Consider the following 16,682-nt stretch of genomic DNA (forward strand, 5'->3'; position numbering starts at 1 on the left):
GTCTGTGTTCTCCTTTTCATTTAGACAAAATTTCATTTTTCAGCTTATATACTTCAATCTCGTCAGAGTCCTCCAACTCCGTTGACCGTACATTCTCCAATGCACTCTTGGCGTTCTCCAACGCCTCCTTGTCACGAGCAGAAATATCGGTTGCTTCGTATGCGGGTTCATTCACCGCCGAAACCTCATAGATTCTTGCAATCTTGCGGATGTGGCGGGTAGGATAGTCTGTGTCCAACCCCTCCCATTCCTCGTCCTCGACACTGAACGCAAAACTCATGCCGTCCATGTCGCCCCGCGATACTGCCGAATAGACGGCTCTAGCGTCGGGGTTGTTTTCGGTGTCAAGGCGGGCTTCCATAGCCAACCCTGCATCATCAACACGCAAGGTCATTGTGCTACTGCCATTGTTCCTGCGACTTCGCGCAAGCGGGATTTTGCTCTGCTGATGGTTCACAAAGAAAAGAACGTCTGTCATATCGCACCCATCAAGTGCGCCACGTTCAATGACTTCTGCGAACCAACCGCCAATGTCTGCCTTCCGTTCATAGACAACGGGGTGCCCGACTAGGACTTTATCGCCGGTGTCGTTGCTGACGGCGCGGAACTCCTGCCCTTCATAATGGCGTAAACATCGTTTACTCTTTTCCATTGTCGCTTTCTCCTTTCTGACTGTTTTTGAGTTGGTATTTGTCAACATGGTCTAGGTTTACAAAGTTCAAACTCTGCAACCTGCGCTCCCCACCAATGAAGGGTGGCAAGCCGAACATGTCTGCCATCTGATTGAGTGTCATAATGCCTGTTTCGCGGGCAATCTGTGCAAGGGAGATTTTGTTGGCGGTAGAGTAGTATTCCACCTTGTTGTAGTAGCACTTGACTCTATGCCCAATATCCTGTTCCCTTGGCGTGAATAGCACCTGTGAGAACGCCTGCTCAAACTCTACAATAGCATCCTCAATACAGGTTTCGTAGAAGGCTGCATGGTCGTCGTCGTTGTACTGCCCCGAAACGATGGCTTCCGACACACCGTAGCGTTCCCGAATAACCTTTTTCAAAAAAGTCATGATGGATTCGGGGATTACTACTGAACGCTGACTCATAGGGTGGAAGTCGCCTGCAAGGTCGATGGCAAGAATACCCGCCTTGCTTGTCATAATGTGTTCTTCCAATTTGTCGCGCTTGGCTTTCAGCTTGTCAGCGTCAATGATGGTCTTGGCGGTATAAACACCACTCAATTTCAGCCCTGCTTCAATGGCGATGGGCAAGCCCTCCATGACCTTATGCAGAATGTCAAGGCTTTTCAGCGTGTCCCTGTCGTCTACATTGCCTTGGTCGTTACCGCCACATGCGATAAGGTTAGTGCCCCTGCGCCATTTGAGGTGAATGACCTCATTGAGTGGCATTGTATCGCTTGTGCCATCCTTCCATGTGAATTCCACTAGCCAATTACCAAATTCGTCCTGCCCCATCTTTACTGATGAAGGGTTGAGAGGATAAAAAGCCGTGTATCGCCGTGTCGTGTTCCCCCGACTGTCCTTTACTTCTTCCCACTGCGGGAAAATAAAGCAATGGCAGGTCTTTCGCCGTAACCACTCGCATGATGCAAGAAAATCTTTGGTGCTCTGCAAGGGGTTCGGTTGAAACCGGAATAATCGGGTAATGTCGTCCTTCTGAATTGCCACCCGCTCGTCGTCCGTTTCTACGACTGACTTTATATCAATCTTGGAGAACTCCGTTGCAATGCGGTCAATGCAATTGTTGATAAGGTCTGACATGTAGATATTGTCGCCAAAACTCGTGAAGATTGGCTGATTATCTGTGAATACGCCATTGCGAATGTGATTGTATCGCCATTGATTAAATTTTGATTTAACCATGTTCGATAAATAGTTAAACACCATCGCGTCACCTCATATTCATTGCCTGTTCATACTCTATCTTGTACCTACTGTACGTTGCATAGCAGATAATGGTTGCCATACCACCATCAATGCGGTTCTTGGACTGTCCGTATTTCTTCACCGGCATAACCAACCCTATGTTGTTGGTCTTGATGCTCATATTCTCAAAGCACCACTTGTCAATGGGGTTGTTGTTGTAGTTCAGTTTCTTCAACTTCATGTCGGATTCCATAGAGTGCATAGGGCTAGACAGGCTCATAAAGTCCATGCCGACCTTTTCCAACACTTCATCACCGAAATACTCACCCATGCAACGCTTGAACCCTTTGGAGTGCCAGTTATCGTACCCGAACTTGAAGGGCATCATGTGGTAGTTTTCATACAAACCAATGAACCAATTAGCTACCACCTGTTCATCAACCTCAGTTCCTTCGCATATCGTGACAAGCCCCTGTTGTGCCCATTTGTGATAATCCTTATGCTCGGGGTTCTTCAAGTTCTTGTCGTCCAATATGGCGTCTGCCTTGGTTTGAGGAATAAAATACATACCCGTGAGATACTTGATCCCGTCCTTAACAAACATAGCCTTGGCAGAACAAAGGTCCGTGGTTTCTGCATAATCAAGCCCGCCGATATACATTGCTCCTTCGAGTTCCCGCATATCAAAAGTGGCAGGATTGATGATGGTTGCCATATCAAGCCACGCCGTAGCACTGTTCTGCTTGATGTTGAAGTCTTTGGACAAAACAAAAGCCCGTGTCGTTGCCGACGTGCGGGCTTCGTCTACCATCTTGCGAAGGAAACTGTACTTTTTGATAACACCAATGCCAGGATTCGACTTCTGCCATGAACCTTCGTCCTGCCAAACTTCTTCCTCACTGTCTTGGGCGTACCACCATATCAAGAAGTCGGGCATTTCCACCTCGCCATCAAGAACGTGCGTGGCCTGTTCCAACCGTTGGTCGAGATACCCTCCCTCCGTGAAACCTTCTGTTGTGATTTCAAAGTAGAGGGGTTCATCCTGCGTCGAAAGTGCCTGTCGGATAGGCATTACAAGGTGGTTGTCAGCCATTTCGTGTACTTCATCGACTGCACCAATCTTGATGTTTCGCCCTTCTTTGTTGCCTCCTGATGCTGAAATACGCTTGATACTGCCTTTGTTTTGTCGGGTGAACTTGCCGTGTTTCTTTTTCTGCTTCTGATTGCCAAAGAAGATGCCAATATTGTTGCGACGGGTACATTTTGCCAATGAGCGTGATTCTTCCCTCATGGCATCACAGGCAGAAAACATAATGTCAGCCTGTTCATAGTTGTTTGAACCTATCAGTATCTTGGTACCCATTTCCCCGCAGAACCATTCAGACAGAAGGATAGCAGCTACCAAAGGGGACTTGCCATTCTTGCGCCCCATGACAACAAGAACGTCTTGGAACTTACGTACATACCGTCCAACTTCATCATTCCATACCTTGAAAGCAAAAATCGACTCGACAATGGCTTTCTGAAACAGTTCCAACTTGAACGGCTTGCCTGCGAATGGTGCTTCATACAACTTACACTCGTTTTCGATAAAACGAATGTGCTTTGTCGAATCTGCAAGGTCAACTTTGACCGAATCATTGTCAAATAGCGCAAGTAGCATATCTAGCGTCTGCCTTACTCGTCTGCCTATTACAATATCGCCATCCGTTACGGCTTGGGCATATTCCTTGATGTAGCTATGCTCATTCGTAGTCTGCAAGTCCATCATCATCCTCATTATCTTCAACATCTAACAGTGAGCGTATACGTTGGATATAAGCAACATAGTTTGCTCGTTGCTTGGCAAGGACCTTGCTGACAGGCAATTCCTTCTGGCGTGCGGGGTTCTTTGCGTCAATCTTGACAAGTCCTGTCCTGCTTGCCACCTCATTGAGCATATCCATCTGTACCTTGATAGTTGCTGCTTCTTGCAGAAGTCCGTCCGCCAATGCCATCTGCACGTCGTCGGCTTTCTCAAACAGTGCTTTTAGTCGCTCATATTCTTTCTGTATTGCTTGTTTTTGCTCTATGTCCAAAAGATACACCTCGATTTTGAAATGGTGGGCAAAAAAGTGAAAATTTCCTTATGGATAAAAAAGAGGTTGGGTGAAGGGTAAATGGGGGCGGGGTGTGATTGATTTTTGATGGGGGGGGAGGCTTAATCATGGTCAGCAAACCATGTCTTGATGTATTTTATCCAATCATCAGCCCATATTCCTCTGCTTGCCCTTGCCCTTTCAATACATTCTTCCTCTGTTGCCTCCACATAGATTTCTTCTGCCCCTAACTTACACATCAACTCTTCCCTTTGGATTTTGTGAGGATAGCCACCTACTATGTAGACATTGTTCCATTTGCCATACCTAGTCCTTACTGCGTCTATGAGTGTATCCCTTAGCTGAAATACGTTGGATTTGAGATTGTCTGGTCTGTCGTACATATCCCTGCCACTAATGGCTTTGAACAATAGGTCATAGTCAATAATCATGTCCCCACGTTCAGCCAATGAGTGTACAAGTGTAGTCTTACCCGAACATGGTGCTCCATAGACGATGTAGATATTGTGTTGGCGTAAGCCTTTGCCCTTGAACCTTTTATGTTCTATGTCATGGCAATCCTTACAGATGATTTCAATGTTGTCGGGATTCAAGGATATGTTGGTGTCATGTACGTTGGTTGCATTGAGTTCTTTGATATGATGCCCTACCAATTGAGCAGAACTGCTTACCATCTTCCCGCACCTTTCACACCTTAACCCTCTTTGGACTATGAGAGTGTTTCTAAGGGTTCTCCATGCCTTTGATGTGTAGAAGTGTACCTTCCATGCCTCTGCCATGCCTTACTGCCTCCAATGGTCATCATCATTGACACAATCCCATGTGATGTATATGAGAAGTGCCCAAATGATAAGCCATATGCCCATGATGGTTGAATGTTCCATACCTTACCACCCTTCCTCCTTGTTCTTAATCTCACGTTCCTTGAGTTCCATGAGTTTGTCTTGGTATTCTTTCTTCTGATAGTCGTAGTCAGTCTGCCCTAAATAGTTCTTGCCTAAGAAGATTGCCATGCTTGCTGACTTCTCTGCCAACTGAAACTGTGTTCTCCTAAGTGCTACTTTGCCCTTGCCCCTTTTTAGCTTGAATGTTTCGGAAAAACTCATACCGTAGGTTTCTTTACACCACCGCGTCAAAGTCTTGTCCGTTATGTCAAACCACCCGCAAATCTCTGCCTGTGTGCATTGGATTGCACATAACTTTTCAAACTCGTCCTTGTTCAATTCTTTCTTTGGCCTGCCCATGCTCCCACCTCCTTTGCTTGCAATCAAAAAGGGATTGGCTTTCGCCAACCCCCGATTGTGGATAGGTTTTATTTCTTGTTGATTTCATCAGCCCAAACCGTCCCATTATGTGTTGGATCGGACTCCTTACCTGCCATAAACTTGATAATTCTATTCCATTCAGCCTCCGACTTGATTGTACCCTTGGCCTTCTGAATGGTGAAGTCTAACTCCCAACTAGCATTATCAAACAATGAATTCTGCTTGGGCTTTAATGCCTCTTCCTCGTCCCTTATCATGTCAAGGTCTGTCTTGCCATTGGCCTTGCCTTTCAGTGTGTGAACATCAAACACCCAATCGGGAATTCCATCAGCACTTAACTCTGCATGGTCAATGTCAATCAAGTAATCTTCGGGGAAATCTTCGGGATTCATCAACCTATCCTCCCGCAAGAAGTTGCAGGCTACATAGCAAGCGTCCCTGTTCTTCCTTGCCATGCACAGGAGTAATACTGCCTTGGCTACAAAGATTGAGTCGGTATCATACCCCTTGCGCCCTTTGTTCACAATGTCGTGAGCCATCTTCAACCCAACAATTTCCTTGGTGACAACCCCATAACAATCTTCTGCGGATATTACCAACAGGCGTTTCCATAGGTAGTTGTTGTAGCTCCCTCGCAACTCCTTGGCTGCAAATGCCGCATTGTTTACATCACAACGGCGGATTGCCTTTTGCAACATGCTTGACATAGTGTAGAGAGAATACCCCGATTTTGTTTTTGGACTGAACCCCATAATACATTCCTCCTAATCAGTTATATGTAAAGTATTTATTTGATATACTTATTATAATACATGTATAAATATATTACAAATAATTATTACCTTTTAACTCTGATTTTGGGAATGTTTTTCTTGGCGTCATATTGGAAATACTTTCCCCAACGTAACTTCATCATGTCGATGGAATTGTCTATGTCCGTCTTGGAATACAACGAGCCTGTGGTATTGGTGAGTTTATCCTTATGTGCAACGTCGCACAGGTACTTGGCGTCGATACAGACACGGTTATTCAAGACTTCCTGTAGCACATAGTCAATGTCAACATTTCGGTCAATCTTGGCGTCCATACGAGCCTTGATGTATTTCCTATTGACTATCTTCCATGCCCCAGGTATACCCATCCATGCAAATTCTGATGTGTAGTTGTACGGTATGGCGTTGGGTGGCCCGAAAGCCAATCCTAAGTCAAGGTCATAGATAATTTGTGCCAAACGCTCAAACTCCGCCTGCACAACTTCCTTGTCCGTTATATCTTCAACTTCCTTGGTACGATAGATAAAGTGGTCTATATCATCATCAACAATGGCAACAACATCTTCGGGCGCATTGTCTACGATGTAGTTATAAACCTTGGTGTAGCTGTTAATCAGTTCGTCGTCGATACCAACGATATTATCAAAGCCATGCTCTTTGTATAACTCCACCTGCGACTTGCGAATCACATGCTTGTAGTCAAGGAAATTCTTTGCCGTAACCATTCCCCATTCATATCGAGAAGAAGAAATGATGTAGACTTGAAACCGCTTATTCTTTTCCATAGGGCTTTCCTTTGTAGGTGTAGAGTGTTCCGTATACCCTCTGCAATCTCATACCGTACAGGGGTTCGATGTTTTCATCAATGGGCAACCCTAACTTATGAAAGATACCCATTTCTACGACATTCACTCCTGCCTTTACTGCCAGTGACACCGTGGCACTGATACGAGGATTACATTCAAGCAATCTCACATTGCCTTCTGCGTCGCGTTTGAAGTCAAAGCCGATGTTGCCGTCCAATTTCAGAAGGGCACATACCTTCTTGACAATTTCTTCCACCTTTTCATTACGCACCAATTCTGCGTCTGTGGTGGTGGCGTACTGCATGTCGTAGTTTTCATGGACAAGGCAATATACCACCCTGCCGTGGTCTACAAGGCAAAGTGCTCCACACTCACGCCCCGGTAAATACTCAGAAAGCACATATCGTTCCTTGGTCGGCAACTTCATCAACTGTTCCTTGTTGATGTAAGGATTGGCTCGAAGTTCCCGTGAGGGCAGGCGGTCAACATTATGCGCCTTATCCTCGTCCAATACCTTGAACCCTACTGCACCGCAACCATCTTTCAGTTTGACGGCAATAGGCTTTTCGGGGTAGCCGAAGGATTCAAGGTCAGCGTCAAGCGTTTCCTCGTTGTACGGAACTGTTCGGGGCATAACATGGATGCCATTGTCATTAAGGAACTGTTCAAGGCGCAGCTTATCATTGGCAATCATCAGCTTACTATCCTTATCGGATAAGAGGATTTTGATACCTTCATCCTCAAACAGAACCCGATTTGCCCACAGGGGCCCGATATCCTCACTGATAAGCGGTACGATAATGTCAATGTCGTGTTTCTTGCAAATCTCCATCAGTTTGTCAATGTAGCTTACATCATCACAACGAGGGACTTTATACAGATAGTCCACATAGTTGAGTGAGCCGACATTCGGGTTGCAATCAACACCAACAATCGTATATTCAGCGTTCTTGCTCTGTCGGAGTGCGCCTACCGTTGCATGAGTAGGCCAACCACTCACTGCCGTAAATAATACATTGATATGAACCATGTCAAATACCTCCAAACAATTTGTCCTGTACGTCCCCATACCATACTGCCCTTGCTTTGATACTTCTTTTCCCTTCGACAATCGGTACTTTCTTGTCCTTAATGCCCAATCTCGTTGTCAGCATGTCGTAGTCAAGTTCAGACTTGCAGGCAATGATTACATAGTCGTATTTTTCATACGCCACAAGTTCCATTTCGTCAATGGTGCGTTCCTTGACGTCCTTCTTGGTGGCCTCGTCTAAGCCTAGGTCAACAGTGAGGTCAGCCGTCCAATCTGCAAGCATATCAATATCCCAATCGCCATTGTGGGTGTTGTCCTTGATGTTGATAGCCCGAAGTTCAGCCTCTGAATAGCCAATCAAGCGTTTGCATGTAACCATCGTATCGGGGTTGTCCTCCATGATGATTGACAATCTCTGATTACCTGCAATGATGTTGTAATGTTCGTCTATGACAAAAACGCCAAAGTTACCAAACTTTTCAAGGCTTGCTCGAAGTTCCTCTTTTTTCTTTTTCGTGATTTTACGAGGATTACCAAAGCCTGTCTTAATGTCTGACGCACAAAGCTCTACGACTTCAATCCGCTTTTCCATCATTCACTGCCCTTTCTGCAACAAAAAAAGCACAAGCATTTGCGCCTGCGCTCGTTCTCTGTTCAAATTTCGATGATACTATAATAACACCTTCTGATGGCAAAAACCGTACCCCATACGTACCATTTCTACCATGTTTTTATCCGTAGTTTTTTGTGATGTGTTTATCCACAATTTTATCCCAACTATCCACACGGTACATTGATTGAGGACAAGCCCCGACTTAGAACTAAGGTTTTCAAATTGTCAAGCTACATGCTTTACAATTAAACCGCCTTAATTTGCCGTATAAGCACCGTTACTTCAATGTTGATATAAGTATATTAAAAAACGGCTAGACACCTATTGTAGCGAATGTCTGCCGTTGAACCTTTGATTTTATTGGCTTGAAACGTGTTTCTTTTGGCAGGACATTAACGAGCAAACACGAAAGCCATTTGAGAAGGTGCGAGCCCGAAAATCATTTCAGACATTTTCTTGACGGCTCTGCCTCCGTGAACTCGTGCCCACTTCTCTGTGTAGAAATTTTCGTTGCCCAACTCTGCCCATGTCTTTCTCTCGATGTAGTGCCCTGTGATAAGATTTGCCTCTATGCCTGTCAGCCCATTCAGTGACCTGTCAATCTTTCTCAGCGTTCGTTCGATAGCCTGCACTGACTGTTTCATGGATTCGATGTGTTCTGCTCTTGCCTCATGCTTGGCAGCAGAACTCTCGACTGAACCCAACTCTGAAAAGCCCCCTCCTGGCATATCACTGTATCGTGCGATACCTGCGGTAACATCAAGCTCCTGCATTTCCTCGCACGCCCTTATTTCCTCATTCAAGTTCTCAATCGTTATCTTGAACTGATTGTAATTCTTCAACCATCTTTTCACCGTTGCAACATAGTCATTGTATTCTTTCAAAAAAATCCCTCCAACAATAAACACCGATACAGATATTTTACAACCTGTATCGGCGCACTGAAAAAGATATTTACTTGTTTCTGTACCGCTTTTTGAAGTGGTATAAATCAGCTATGGCGTCCTTGTCCTCGGCAGGCAATTGCCTTAGTATCTTGTGCCTTCTCCCCTCTGAACAATGCACGCATGTTCCATGATTTCTACATGTCCTATCTTCTGCCTTCGCTCCATGATAAGGCTTGCGGTGTTCCTTGCCATGAATGATTGCTTTATCTAGGCTCATTGTCAATCCTCCAAATATATCAATTCGTAATGATTGTTGCCACGACACCGCCTACTGTGGGCAGGATAATGGTAAAAGCGCAATGTGCTCACCTTGATACCCGTCTTTTCGGAAATCTCCCGATATGTTCCCTCGGTAACGAACTTCTCCCCTTTGTAGAGGGCACAAACCTTTTCTTTTCTGCCACGTTTCATGCTACACCCCCTCATGCTTAAACATTTCCCATCACTCATGCTTTACCTCCTCATGCGCTTGCGAATTTGCTTGACTGGCTGTATACGCCATGCTAAACGATTCAGCATTTAAGATAACCTCCATAACAGTCTGTACCTTACTTTCTGTCTGTTTTTTGTGTGAACATACGGCATTTCTAGGAAATTACGCTTTAGCAACATAGGGAAAGTTTCAAAATCAGCAATCGAATAACATCCGTTTCTTTTCATGAGTTTCACTATTCTCCCCCATGTAATACGCTTCTTTGTTGCCGGGCTTTTAATCATCGACAATCACCATCTTTCCGACTTTCACTAAAACAAACAGTAAGTCAACGATTATATACCCTATCAAGACAAGCCACCCAATTATCGGCATTTCCAATCTAAACTCTATTCTTTCTGTGAATAACCGCCTAATCATCGACAATCACCGCCTGTCCAGTGAGTAATTGCCTTAAAATAACGTCTTTACTTTTGCCGTAATGTGTAAGACCTTTATCTGTAAATGCTAAATGATACTCAATACACCATTTATATTTACTAATTTGGTATTTTACGGTAAATTCCTCGCCCAATTCTTTGCCGAATAACTTAGCAACTTCTGCAATTTTATTCTCTGTTGTTAATGACTCATAATGATAACGCAGTATATCCGCGACAAACTCTGCGTTATCATCGTCGAGAAAAATCCCACCTTCGGCAATATCTCTATTGTCAATACATTCCATTAAAGACTTAATGGCTATTAAATTTATATCTTTATTCTCATTCATCGACAATCACCGCCTCGCCTTTTAATAATTCGATTAGCAAGCCACTATCTTCCCACCATCTCCCATACGCATCATAGTAAAAAGATAGACCGTTATCAGTAATTTTACATTTCAAAGTTTCCCTGCATTTATGATAGACCTTAAATTCCTCGCCTAATCTTTTGCCAAATAAAGCCGCGATCCCTTCCATCTTATTTGGCGTTTCGTCGCAATGCCGCTGCACAATTTCCAGCGCACCGGCCAACACTTGCTTTTTCCGTTCTTCCACAAGTTCGCCGTTTCTTCCGAGCAGTTTATCAAAACTATTCTCTGCCATCTTTAGCCCTCCGCTACAAATAATTTGCACTTACCAGCAATCCCGCGCTCTATAGCCGAATCCATATCATCAGCATTAACGCTAGGGTGTTGGCACTCGTCCACAATTTCTGGCGTATACCCTCCACCAAATGCCGAGTCGTAATCTCCTCCTAGCAAAATAGAGTATCTACACTCATTACACGTTTTTCCCTTGCCATCTTCACCACGCTCCAATCTCATTACTTCTTCCACATATTCGTCTGCCGCGTCAATGATTCTATTCGCTCTACAGTTATCGCTATCGTCACTTAATTCATCATAGACAACTGTCATAAATTTCTCTCTAACATCTTCAATTGTCATTGCTTTCACGCTCCAATCGCTCAATAGATTCTATTACTACATCAAACGCGCACTCATCACCATAGCAACCGTCAATACAAGCCATGCAACGATTGTGGTCACAGTCATTGTGCTCATGCTCACAAACGAGTTTACGAAACTTCTCTAAATCGCTTAAAAATCTTTCATAATCTTGCTTAGTCATTTCCTGCACCTCTCCCCAATCCCTTAAATCCCCACCATCTATAAGGAGCACAACAGGATATTTCTCCGCTATGGCATAACTCCCCTTCACCGTTTGCAGGACAATCCTTGCCCCCTTTTCCATGTTCTTGTTCGCAAATATATTTTATTGCGTCCATAGCATGAATCATAACCTCTTTTCGTGCTTCATTTTTAGTCATCCGTCCACCTCCAAAATGTAGGCACTCCCACCCATGCGGAAATGCCTACATTCAATCACCTTAGTTAATCACCGCGCCATTGCGCCCCGCCTTGGTGTAGGTGCCCTTGGCTATGTCGGCTATCGTGTAGCCCTTCGTTTCCTCGCACACATACTTTATGCACCGCTTATACCCATCTTCGCCCCAAAACTCCTTGACGGCCTCTTTGAACGCTAAGAACTCCTGCTTTTCCTTGTGTTCGCCTGCCAATCTGCGGTAGTCCTTGAGCCGACTCAACTGTTTCGTCACACGGCTTATCTCAACGCCCAACCGCTTGAACTCTTTAGCATATTTGAAGTTACCCCGCACAATCTCGCGACGCTCCATCAGATAATTTAACTTCTCATGGCACTTGCGAATATCTGCGCCAATCTTTCCGTCGTTGTACTGAAACTCATAGTGGCAATGTGGACAAACTAACTGCGTCGATTCGTTCTGCATGTATTACTGCTCCTTCTGTAATTCTCGCTCTAACATATCCTTCAAGATTTCAGACCGCTTGCACCCTTTGATGCGGGCTGAATGTGCTATTAAGTACCATGCGCCTTTCTCACAATCCTCCGCCTCTGTGTTGGTGTCCTTCTCGCCTGCTCTCAAAACATACTTACATGCGTTTCCACGTTCAAAGTTGAGATTGTACGCCTTAATAACATCGTATACTTCAATTCCGCCCTTGGTGTAATAAGAGGGGTGTGCAACCTTTTTCATGTCCTGCATTTTATCGCGCCCCCTTACAAACGCCAAAGTTTACTGCATTGGGAAGGTTCTCAATCCAACGGCAGAACTCTCTCCATTCAGGCAGGCGGTGTGTCTTGCGCTGATAGTACATGGTTTTGAGTTGTGCGTAATTTGTCGTGATTCTTGCACCCAACATCACGCCTTCGGGCATGTTGGACTTTACCGCAAGCAGGTTTTCTTCCGTGGGGTTCTCCTTGTAACGCTCCACAATCTCACCGAACTTCCGCAAGATAAGTTTATCAACGTGACTGTTCGCCATAGCCTTGAAGTCCATATTTTTGGCTCTGTGCATTGTGCTCTGACTATTCTTGACCGTGAATCCATAGGTGTCAAACTCCACCCACCAATAGCGGGGAGCGACCACATCAAAGCCAATCATAATCTGACGCAAGAATTTGTCGTCGCCATGAGCATGAGGGCTATTGCCCAACTTGACGCCACGCAAGTTCAGCTTGCTGCGCTCTGCGTCGTCAATATCCGATAAGTCGTCCCAATCGGGGATTTCTGTTTTCATTGGATAGCCTGCCCCAATCAGTGCCTCGTCCATACCATAAATTCGTACATTGTAGATTTCGATTTCTGCGTCATTAATCATTGATTGTATCCAACCTTTCAAGTGCTTTCAGTATTACATCGTCCATATCGTAGTATTTGTAGTCGCCCAAACGCCCGCCAAACTCAACCTTATCCTGCTTGTCAGCCAATGCCTTGTACCTGGCATAAAGGGCTAGGTTCTTCTCGTCGCCAATCGGATAATATCTTTCCTTGCCCACTTCCCACTTGGCAGGGTACTCCGTCGTCGTCCATGTGACAGGCGAATTGCACTCCTTCATAAAGTGTCTATGCTCAATCGTCCTTGTGTACGATATGCCATCACCTGTATAGTTCATCACCGCAACGCCTTGGCTATTGTCCGTATGCGTGTTCCTTACGGTTCTGAACTCCAAAGAACGATACTCTAATACGCCATAGCAATAATCGAAGTATTCATCAATCGAGCCTGTGTAGATGATGTGTCTGCTCACGCCCTCCAATACTTCCTTATGCTCCTTGAAGTCAACGCCTGTCATAATGGTAATGCGTGGGTGGTTCAGTAGCTTGCCAATCAACTCATTGTAGCTTTTTTCGGGCAACCCTTGGTACTTGTCGTTGAAGTAGTTGTTGTCGAATGTCATACGCAATGGTATGCGCTTGATGATGCTTGCAGGCAACTCCCTGCAACTCCTACCCCATTGCTTTTCCGTATATCCCTTAATCAATGTGTAGTAGATTCTTCTCCCTGCAAGTGCAAGTGCCTGTTCTTCAAGGTTCTTGGGGTTCTTAATAGCAACCCTATCTTCCTCAATGAGTTCCTTTACTTGGCTAGGCATGTCCGCTCCATATAGCTTGTAAAAGGTATTCATGTTGAATGGGAGGTTATAGATTTGCCCATCGTTATAAGCTATCGGGGAATGACAGTATTGGCGCATTTCACAATGCTCGTTTACAAAACCCCAAACCCGCTTACTATCTGTGTGAAAAATGTGTGCTCCGTACTTGTGAATGACAATACCATCTTTTACCTCGCAAGCAACATTGCCCCCGACGTTCTCCCGCTTGTCTAAGAGAAGGATTGTTTTCCCTCTCTTGGCAAGCCCATCTGCCATTACACAACCGTACAATCCTGCTCCCACAATGCAGTAATCGTACATTCGCATACCTCCAATCATTCTGCGCTTATTTCAACCAATCTGTATCTTGACCGGATTTTCATGCTCCGTGTCTTGTACCCTTGTATCGTCGTCCGTAGCTTTCCTGTGAAAGTTACAATCTCGCTTATTGTGCCATCACATACATAATCGTCTGCGTGATATAAAGCATATATCCTGCTATCTTTCTTCCTTGGCATTGTTCCTTACTCCACCTCTTGCCACACATGTCGTTTGACCTTAGCTGCCAACGACTCACGCCCAACAATCTGCTCTTTCAGCTTTGCAATCTTATTCTCTTGATGAAGTAAAAAGGCATTTGTCACTGCTTGGGGCGAAGTGCCTAAAAACGTATCTTGAAGCGTACTATCAACCCACACTCCGTCAACCATGTCAGCTTTGTTTATCCGTCGCATATAGCTTTCGTTCCCAGGCTTCAACTGATACTGCCTTTTGGTTTCCTTTACGACCTCCACAACAAAGAATTCGGGCTTGTTATAGAAGTACATGCCTCGTATGCCATATAATTTCATGCCTATTCCTCCTTAAAAACCCGTATCTGCACAATAGGCGCACACACAATCATTCATCAAATATTCCTCAATGTAATAGTCCTTGTTGTCGTCATTCTGCTTGTCCGCTTTGACAAAACGGTTTACTGCGTCGCGTGCCTGTGCCAAATCATCAGCCTCCGTCATTAACGCCCTTGCGTCGCCAACCTTGGCGAACACACGGTAAATCTTGGTGGATTCGGGTGCTGCGTAATACCCTGCCTGCTCATTACCTTTCACAATATCCTTTCTCAGTGCCTCTCGTGCGTCCCTGTACGGTTCAAAGGCAGATATAAGGGTTTCCATTACCAACTGACAATCAACACCCTCAGAAAGCATATGCAGGCGATTTGTGCGGGTGCCCTTGCGCTTGAAGTCTGCCACCGCCTCGGTGAACTCCGCAACCTCCTTCTGGAAATCAAAGAACAATGTGTCAATGCCCTTCATGGCCTCCCGCTCCGACGCTTTCAGCCCGCCAATTACGTTGTGCCGTAACTTGATTACAACCTCGTTGATACCATCATCAAAGCCCTTTTTATATTCGTCAGTCATGCTCATGCCTCTGCATATCTCCTTTGCTTTTCTTTGTATTTTTTGTACCATTGCCCAAGCGCATTGCTCGTAAGCCCTAACTTTTCAGCTATGCCTTTCATCGTGTAACCGTCGTTTAAGCAATCCTCAATAAAACTTGCTCGTTCTTGCACCTGTTCTTCTGTGAGTCGCGCACACGGAACGTAGTGTGACCGAATATCTCTTGCACGTTCTTCTTCTTCGCCCTTCTCGTATACCTTCTTGACGTAGCACCTATCCAACAAAGATTGTGCCAACGACTCCGAATTGTCCGAATAGACAACTCTGTCACCCATGACATATGCGTCCTTGCCCGCTATACGTTCATTGGCACGCTTGGGAAACCGTTTTTGCCAATGTTCCTGCCCTTTTTCCGTCCAAACTAACCTCATTTCTGTGCATTGCCCCTTATTCCACCGTATTGCCCCATAGAGGGGCTTTTACGGTTTATGTGATAGATTATATTAGTTTTGCGGTAAACGCCCCTTGTGGCTCGATTATGGCGTTGCAGTGCCATACCATTCCTTGTTTAGTTCTGCGTTTACCTCGTCCATAGCCTCGTTGAGGTCAAAATTGTAATCGTCAGCCAATGCAACAAGCATATCCTCATACGGTGTCTTGCTCCCGCCTGTGAGTGCTTCGTGTTGGATTTCCAACATGCGCTTGTACCATTTCTTGACTCGCTTTTTGCCAAAACCAAATTCATCATGCAGTGCCATATAAGACATGGCGAAAACCTGTTGAAAGCACTGTTGGATAATTCGTTTCTGCATTATCGGTTCACTGCGTTCAAGCAATTTAGCAACGGTATTGGCGTTCTCTTGAACACGGCATGCGCTTTTCTCACTCATATACGCCATCTTGTCTTGCATCTTTCGGTGGGCATTTCTACTCTCGCGCCCGACCTTCTTTGAAAACTTCCCCATGTGTCTATATCTCCTTAAAACAATCTGCTTTTCTGTTCTACCTGCCGTAGAATGTATGGATCAATTTCATCCTCGGTCACTTCCAACGGTCTGATGGTCACTTCCACTCTTGGACGTTCCTTATCAATGCCGACGATTCGTGAACCGTCCCAATTCTTGATGATTCTGTCGTCTGACAAAATCCATTCCCTTTTCAGCACCTTCTTGTGCAACGTCTTATCAGTCTTGTACACATCACTGATAATATCTGCCGTCGCCTGCTCCAACCCTATCAAATCGGGGAAGGAACGCTTACTGTCAAGCCAATAATGGCAGGTGATGGAAACAGGGCATGAATAGTGCGGGACTTCCATTATCTTCCGCATATCCATTAACTGACGATGAAATCTTGACTCATAATCGCAATAAGCCTTGCTCGGCAGGATTCTCCCGCCAAAACAACGCGAACTGTTTTTCTTGGTGGCAGGTCTGCCGTAAATCGTAAATCTGAATGGTTCTTGCATTACTTC

Annotated in this window: 26 protein-coding genes; all 26 read right to left on the reverse strand. The window is 45.1% G+C overall.

Features of this window, described 5'->3' with window-relative positions; translation table 11 throughout:
- Nucleotides 1-16 precede the first annotated feature (16 nt).
- Nucleotides 17-652, reverse strand: coding sequence for an HK97 family phage prohead protease (locus SELR_RS09250; RefSeq protein ID WP_014424959.1), 636 nt, complete (start codon nt 650-652; stop codon nt 17-19).
- Entirely contained in the window at nt 639-1,901 is a 1,263-nt protein-coding gene (locus SELR_RS09255) for a phage portal protein (protein ID WP_041914360.1), read from the reverse strand. The genes SELR_RS09250 and SELR_RS09255 overlap by 14 nt, the downstream gene beginning before the upstream one ends.
- A 4-nt stretch (nt 1,902-1,905) precedes the next feature.
- On the reverse strand, nt 1,906-3,648 hold the full coding sequence (locus SELR_RS09260) for a terminase large subunit (RefSeq protein ID WP_014424961.1): 1,743 nt from the start codon (nt 3,646-3,648) through the stop codon (nt 1,906-1,908).
- Entirely contained in the window at nt 3,626-3,958 is a 333-nt protein-coding gene (locus SELR_RS09265) for a hypothetical protein (protein ID WP_014424962.1), read from the reverse strand. The genes SELR_RS09260 and SELR_RS09265 overlap by 23 nt, the downstream gene beginning before the upstream one ends.
- 122 nt (nt 3,959-4,080) lie before the next feature.
- Entirely contained in the window at nt 4,081-4,758 is a 678-nt protein-coding gene (locus tag SELR_RS09270; RefSeq protein ID WP_014424963.1) for an HNH endonuclease, read from the reverse strand.
- Between the two features lie 108 nt (nt 4,759-4,866).
- Nucleotides 4,867-5,223: a hypothetical protein gene (locus SELR_RS09275; RefSeq protein WP_014424964.1), complete on the reverse strand. Its 357-nt coding sequence runs from the start codon at nt 5,221-5,223 to the stop codon at nt 4,867-4,869.
- 68 nt (nt 5,224-5,291) lie between these two features.
- Nucleotides 5,292-5,996: a hypothetical protein gene (locus SELR_RS09280; protein WP_014424965.1), complete on the reverse strand. Its 705-nt coding sequence runs from the start codon at nt 5,994-5,996 to the stop codon at nt 5,292-5,294.
- Nucleotides 5,997-6,082: 86 nt separating this feature from the next.
- Nucleotides 6,083-6,742 (reverse strand): hypothetical protein, encoded by a 660-nt coding sequence (locus SELR_RS09285; protein ID WP_158645797.1) that lies wholly within the window; start codon nt 6,740-6,742, stop codon nt 6,083-6,085.
- A 46-nt stretch (nt 6,743-6,788) separates the two neighbouring features.
- Complete coding sequence (locus SELR_RS09290; protein WP_014424967.1) at nt 6,789-7,853, reverse strand: ATP-grasp domain-containing protein; 1,065 nt, start codon at nt 7,851-7,853, stop codon at nt 6,789-6,791.
- Between the two features lies 1 nt (nt 7,854).
- A complete protein-coding gene (locus SELR_RS09295; protein ID WP_041914362.1) occupies nt 7,855-8,448 on the reverse strand; it encodes a ParB N-terminal domain-containing protein in 594 nt (197 codons plus the stop codon).
- Between the two features lie 410 nt (nt 8,449-8,858).
- Entirely contained in the window at nt 8,859-9,350 is a 492-nt protein-coding gene (locus SELR_RS17800) for a hypothetical protein (protein WP_014424969.1), read from the reverse strand.
- A 282-nt stretch (nt 9,351-9,632) separates the two neighbouring features.
- A complete protein-coding gene (locus SELR_RS09310) occupies nt 9,633-9,824 on the reverse strand; it encodes a hypothetical protein (protein WP_014424970.1) in 192 nt (63 codons plus the stop codon).
- A 434-nt stretch (nt 9,825-10,258) separates the two neighbouring features.
- Nucleotides 10,259-10,618 carry a hypothetical protein gene (locus SELR_RS09315; protein ID WP_014424971.1) on the reverse strand — a complete coding sequence of 120 codons (360 nt, stop codon included), beginning with the start codon at nt 10,616-10,618 and terminating at the stop codon, nt 10,259-10,261.
- Nucleotides 10,611-10,934 carry a hypothetical protein gene (locus SELR_RS09320; RefSeq protein WP_014424972.1) on the reverse strand — a complete coding sequence of 108 codons (324 nt, stop codon included), beginning with the start codon at nt 10,932-10,934 and terminating at the stop codon, nt 10,611-10,613. Before SELR_RS09320 ends, SELR_RS09315 begins: the two co-directional genes overlap by 8 nt.
- A gap of 2 nt (nt 10,935-10,936) precedes the next feature.
- Nucleotides 10,937-11,278 (reverse strand): hypothetical protein, encoded by a 342-nt coding sequence (locus SELR_RS19275; protein ID WP_041914365.1) that lies wholly within the window; start codon nt 11,276-11,278, stop codon nt 10,937-10,939.
- Nucleotides 11,268-11,462: a hypothetical protein gene (locus tag SELR_RS18885; RefSeq protein WP_158645798.1), complete on the reverse strand. Its 195-nt coding sequence runs from the start codon at nt 11,460-11,462 to the stop codon at nt 11,268-11,270. The genes SELR_RS19275 and SELR_RS18885 overlap by 11 nt, the downstream gene beginning before the upstream one ends.
- Nucleotides 11,455-11,661, reverse strand: coding sequence for a hypothetical protein (locus tag SELR_RS18890; RefSeq protein WP_158645799.1), 207 nt, complete (start codon nt 11,659-11,661; stop codon nt 11,455-11,457). The genes SELR_RS18885 and SELR_RS18890 overlap by 8 nt, the downstream gene beginning before the upstream one ends.
- 60 nt (nt 11,662-11,721) lie before the next feature.
- Nucleotides 11,722-12,141 (reverse strand): hypothetical protein, encoded by a 420-nt coding sequence (locus SELR_RS09335; protein WP_014424974.1) that lies wholly within the window; start codon nt 12,139-12,141, stop codon nt 11,722-11,724.
- Nucleotides 12,142-12,144: 3 nt separating this feature from the next.
- The gene (locus SELR_RS09340) at nt 12,145-12,417 is read right to left on the reverse strand and encodes a DUF3310 domain-containing protein (RefSeq protein WP_014424975.1); all 273 of its coding nucleotides are present in this window, start codon (nt 12,415-12,417) and stop codon (nt 12,145-12,147) included.
- A gap of 1 nt (nt 12,418) precedes the next feature.
- Complete coding sequence (locus SELR_RS09345) at nt 12,419-13,033, reverse strand: hypothetical protein (RefSeq protein ID WP_014424976.1); 615 nt, start codon at nt 13,031-13,033, stop codon at nt 12,419-12,421.
- Entirely contained in the window at nt 13,026-14,129 is a 1,104-nt protein-coding gene (gene glf / locus SELR_RS09350; RefSeq protein WP_014424977.1) for a UDP-galactopyranose mutase, read from the reverse strand. The genes SELR_RS09345 and glf overlap by 8 nt, the downstream gene beginning before the upstream one ends.
- Nucleotides 14,130-14,332: 203 nt before the next feature.
- Nucleotides 14,333-14,659, reverse strand: coding sequence for a hypothetical protein (locus SELR_RS09355; RefSeq protein ID WP_014424978.1), 327 nt, complete (start codon nt 14,657-14,659; stop codon nt 14,333-14,335).
- A gap of 12 nt (nt 14,660-14,671) precedes the next feature.
- A complete protein-coding gene (locus SELR_RS09360; protein WP_014424979.1) occupies nt 14,672-15,235 on the reverse strand; it encodes a hypothetical protein in 564 nt (187 codons plus the stop codon).
- Nucleotides 15,232-15,639: a transposase gene (locus SELR_RS09365; protein ID WP_041914367.1), complete on the reverse strand. Its 408-nt coding sequence runs from the start codon at nt 15,637-15,639 to the stop codon at nt 15,232-15,234. Before SELR_RS09365 ends, SELR_RS09360 begins: the two co-directional genes overlap by 4 nt.
- Nucleotides 15,640-15,744: 105 nt before the next feature.
- Entirely contained in the window at nt 15,745-16,173 is a 429-nt protein-coding gene (locus SELR_RS09370) for a hypothetical protein (protein WP_014424980.1), read from the reverse strand.
- Between the two features lie 14 nt (nt 16,174-16,187).
- Nucleotides 16,188-16,676 carry a RusA family crossover junction endodeoxyribonuclease gene (locus SELR_RS09375; protein WP_014424981.1) on the reverse strand — a complete coding sequence of 163 codons (489 nt, stop codon included), beginning with the start codon at nt 16,674-16,676 and terminating at the stop codon, nt 16,188-16,190.
- Nucleotides 16,677-16,682: the final 6 nt, after the last annotated feature.

This window comes from Selenomonas ruminantium subsp. lactilytica TAM6421 (assembly GCF_000284095.1).
Classification (GTDB): Bacteria; Bacillota; Negativicutes; order Selenomonadales; family Selenomonadaceae; genus Selenomonas_A; species Selenomonas_A lactilytica.

Excerpts from the sequence above, each read along its gene's own strand:
- SELR_RS09275 (WP_014424964.1), bottom strand. The coding sequence starts at position 5,223 with ATGGGCAGGCCAAAGAAAGAATTGAACAAGGACGAGTTTGAAAAGTTA.
- SELR_RS09285 (WP_158645797.1), bottom strand. The coding sequence starts at position 6,742 with ATGGTTACGGCAAAGAATTTCCTTGACTACAAGCATGTGATTCGCAAG.
- SELR_RS09335 (WP_014424974.1), bottom strand. The coding sequence starts at position 12,141 with ATGCAGAACGAATCGACGCAGTTAGTTTGTCCACATTGCCACTATGAG.
- SELR_RS09375 (WP_014424981.1), bottom strand. The coding sequence starts at position 16,676 with ATGCAAGAACCATTCAGATTTACGATTTACGGCAGACCTGCCACCAAG.
- SELR_RS09250 (WP_014424959.1), bottom strand. The coding sequence starts at position 652 with ATGGAAAAGAGTAAACGATGTTTACGCCATTATGAAGGGCAGGAGTTC.
- SELR_RS09355 (WP_014424978.1), bottom strand. The coding sequence starts at position 14,659 with ATGAAATTATATGGCATACGAGGCATGTACTTCTATAACAAGCCCGAA.
- SELR_RS09280 (WP_014424965.1), bottom strand. The coding sequence starts at position 5,996 with ATGGGGTTCAGTCCAAAAACAAAATCGGGGTATTCTCTCTACACTATG.
- SELR_RS18885 (WP_158645798.1), bottom strand. The coding sequence starts at position 11,462 with ATGACTAAGCAAGATTATGAAAGATTTTTAAGCGATTTAGAGAAGTTT.
- SELR_RS09270 (WP_014424963.1), bottom strand. The coding sequence starts at position 4,758 with ATGGCAGAGGCATGGAAGGTACACTTCTACACATCAAAGGCATGGAGA.
- SELR_RS09255 (WP_041914360.1), bottom strand. The coding sequence starts at position 1,901 with ATGGTGTTTAACTATTTATCGAACATGGTTAAATCAAAATTTAATCAA.
- SELR_RS09290 (WP_014424967.1), bottom strand. The coding sequence starts at position 7,853 with ATGGTTCATATCAATGTATTATTTACGGCAGTGAGTGGTTGGCCTACT.
- SELR_RS09365 (WP_041914367.1), bottom strand. The coding sequence starts at position 15,639 with ATGAGGTTAGTTTGGACGGAAAAAGGGCAGGAACATTGGCAAAAACGG.
- SELR_RS09295 (WP_041914362.1), bottom strand. The coding sequence starts at position 8,448 with ATGATGGAAAAGCGGATTGAAGTCGTAGAGCTTTGTGCGTCAGACATT.
- SELR_RS09320 (WP_014424972.1), bottom strand. The coding sequence starts at position 10,934 with ATGGCAGAGAATAGTTTTGATAAACTGCTCGGAAGAAACGGCGAACTT.
- SELR_RS09370 (WP_014424980.1), bottom strand. The coding sequence starts at position 16,173 with ATGGGGAAGTTTTCAAAGAAGGTCGGGCGCGAGAGTAGAAATGCCCAC.
- SELR_RS09340 (WP_014424975.1), bottom strand. The coding sequence starts at position 12,417 with ATGCAGGACATGAAAAAGGTTGCACACCCCTCTTATTACACCAAGGGC.
- SELR_RS18890 (WP_158645799.1), bottom strand. The coding sequence starts at position 11,661 with ATGACTAAAAATGAAGCACGAAAAGAGGTTATGATTCATGCTATGGAC.
- SELR_RS09315 (WP_014424971.1), bottom strand. The coding sequence starts at position 10,618 with ATGAATGAGAATAAAGATATAAATTTAATAGCCATTAAGTCTTTAATG.
- SELR_RS09360 (WP_014424979.1), bottom strand. The coding sequence starts at position 15,235 with ATGAGCATGACTGACGAATATAAAAAGGGCTTTGATGATGGTATCAAC.
- SELR_RS09310 (WP_014424970.1), bottom strand. The coding sequence starts at position 9,824 with ATGAAACGTGGCAGAAAAGAAAAGGTTTGTGCCCTCTACAAAGGGGAG.
- SELR_RS19275 (WP_041914365.1), bottom strand. The coding sequence starts at position 11,278 with ATGACAATTGAAGATGTTAGAGAGAAATTTATGACAGTTGTCTATGAT.
- SELR_RS09345 (WP_014424976.1), bottom strand. The coding sequence starts at position 13,033 with ATGATTAATGACGCAGAAATCGAAATCTACAATGTACGAATTTATGGT.
- glf (WP_014424977.1), bottom strand. The coding sequence starts at position 14,129 with ATGTACGATTACTGCATTGTGGGAGCAGGATTGTACGGTTGTGTAATG.
- SELR_RS09260 (WP_014424961.1), bottom strand. The coding sequence starts at position 3,648 with ATGGACTTGCAGACTACGAATGAGCATAGCTACATCAAGGAATATGCC.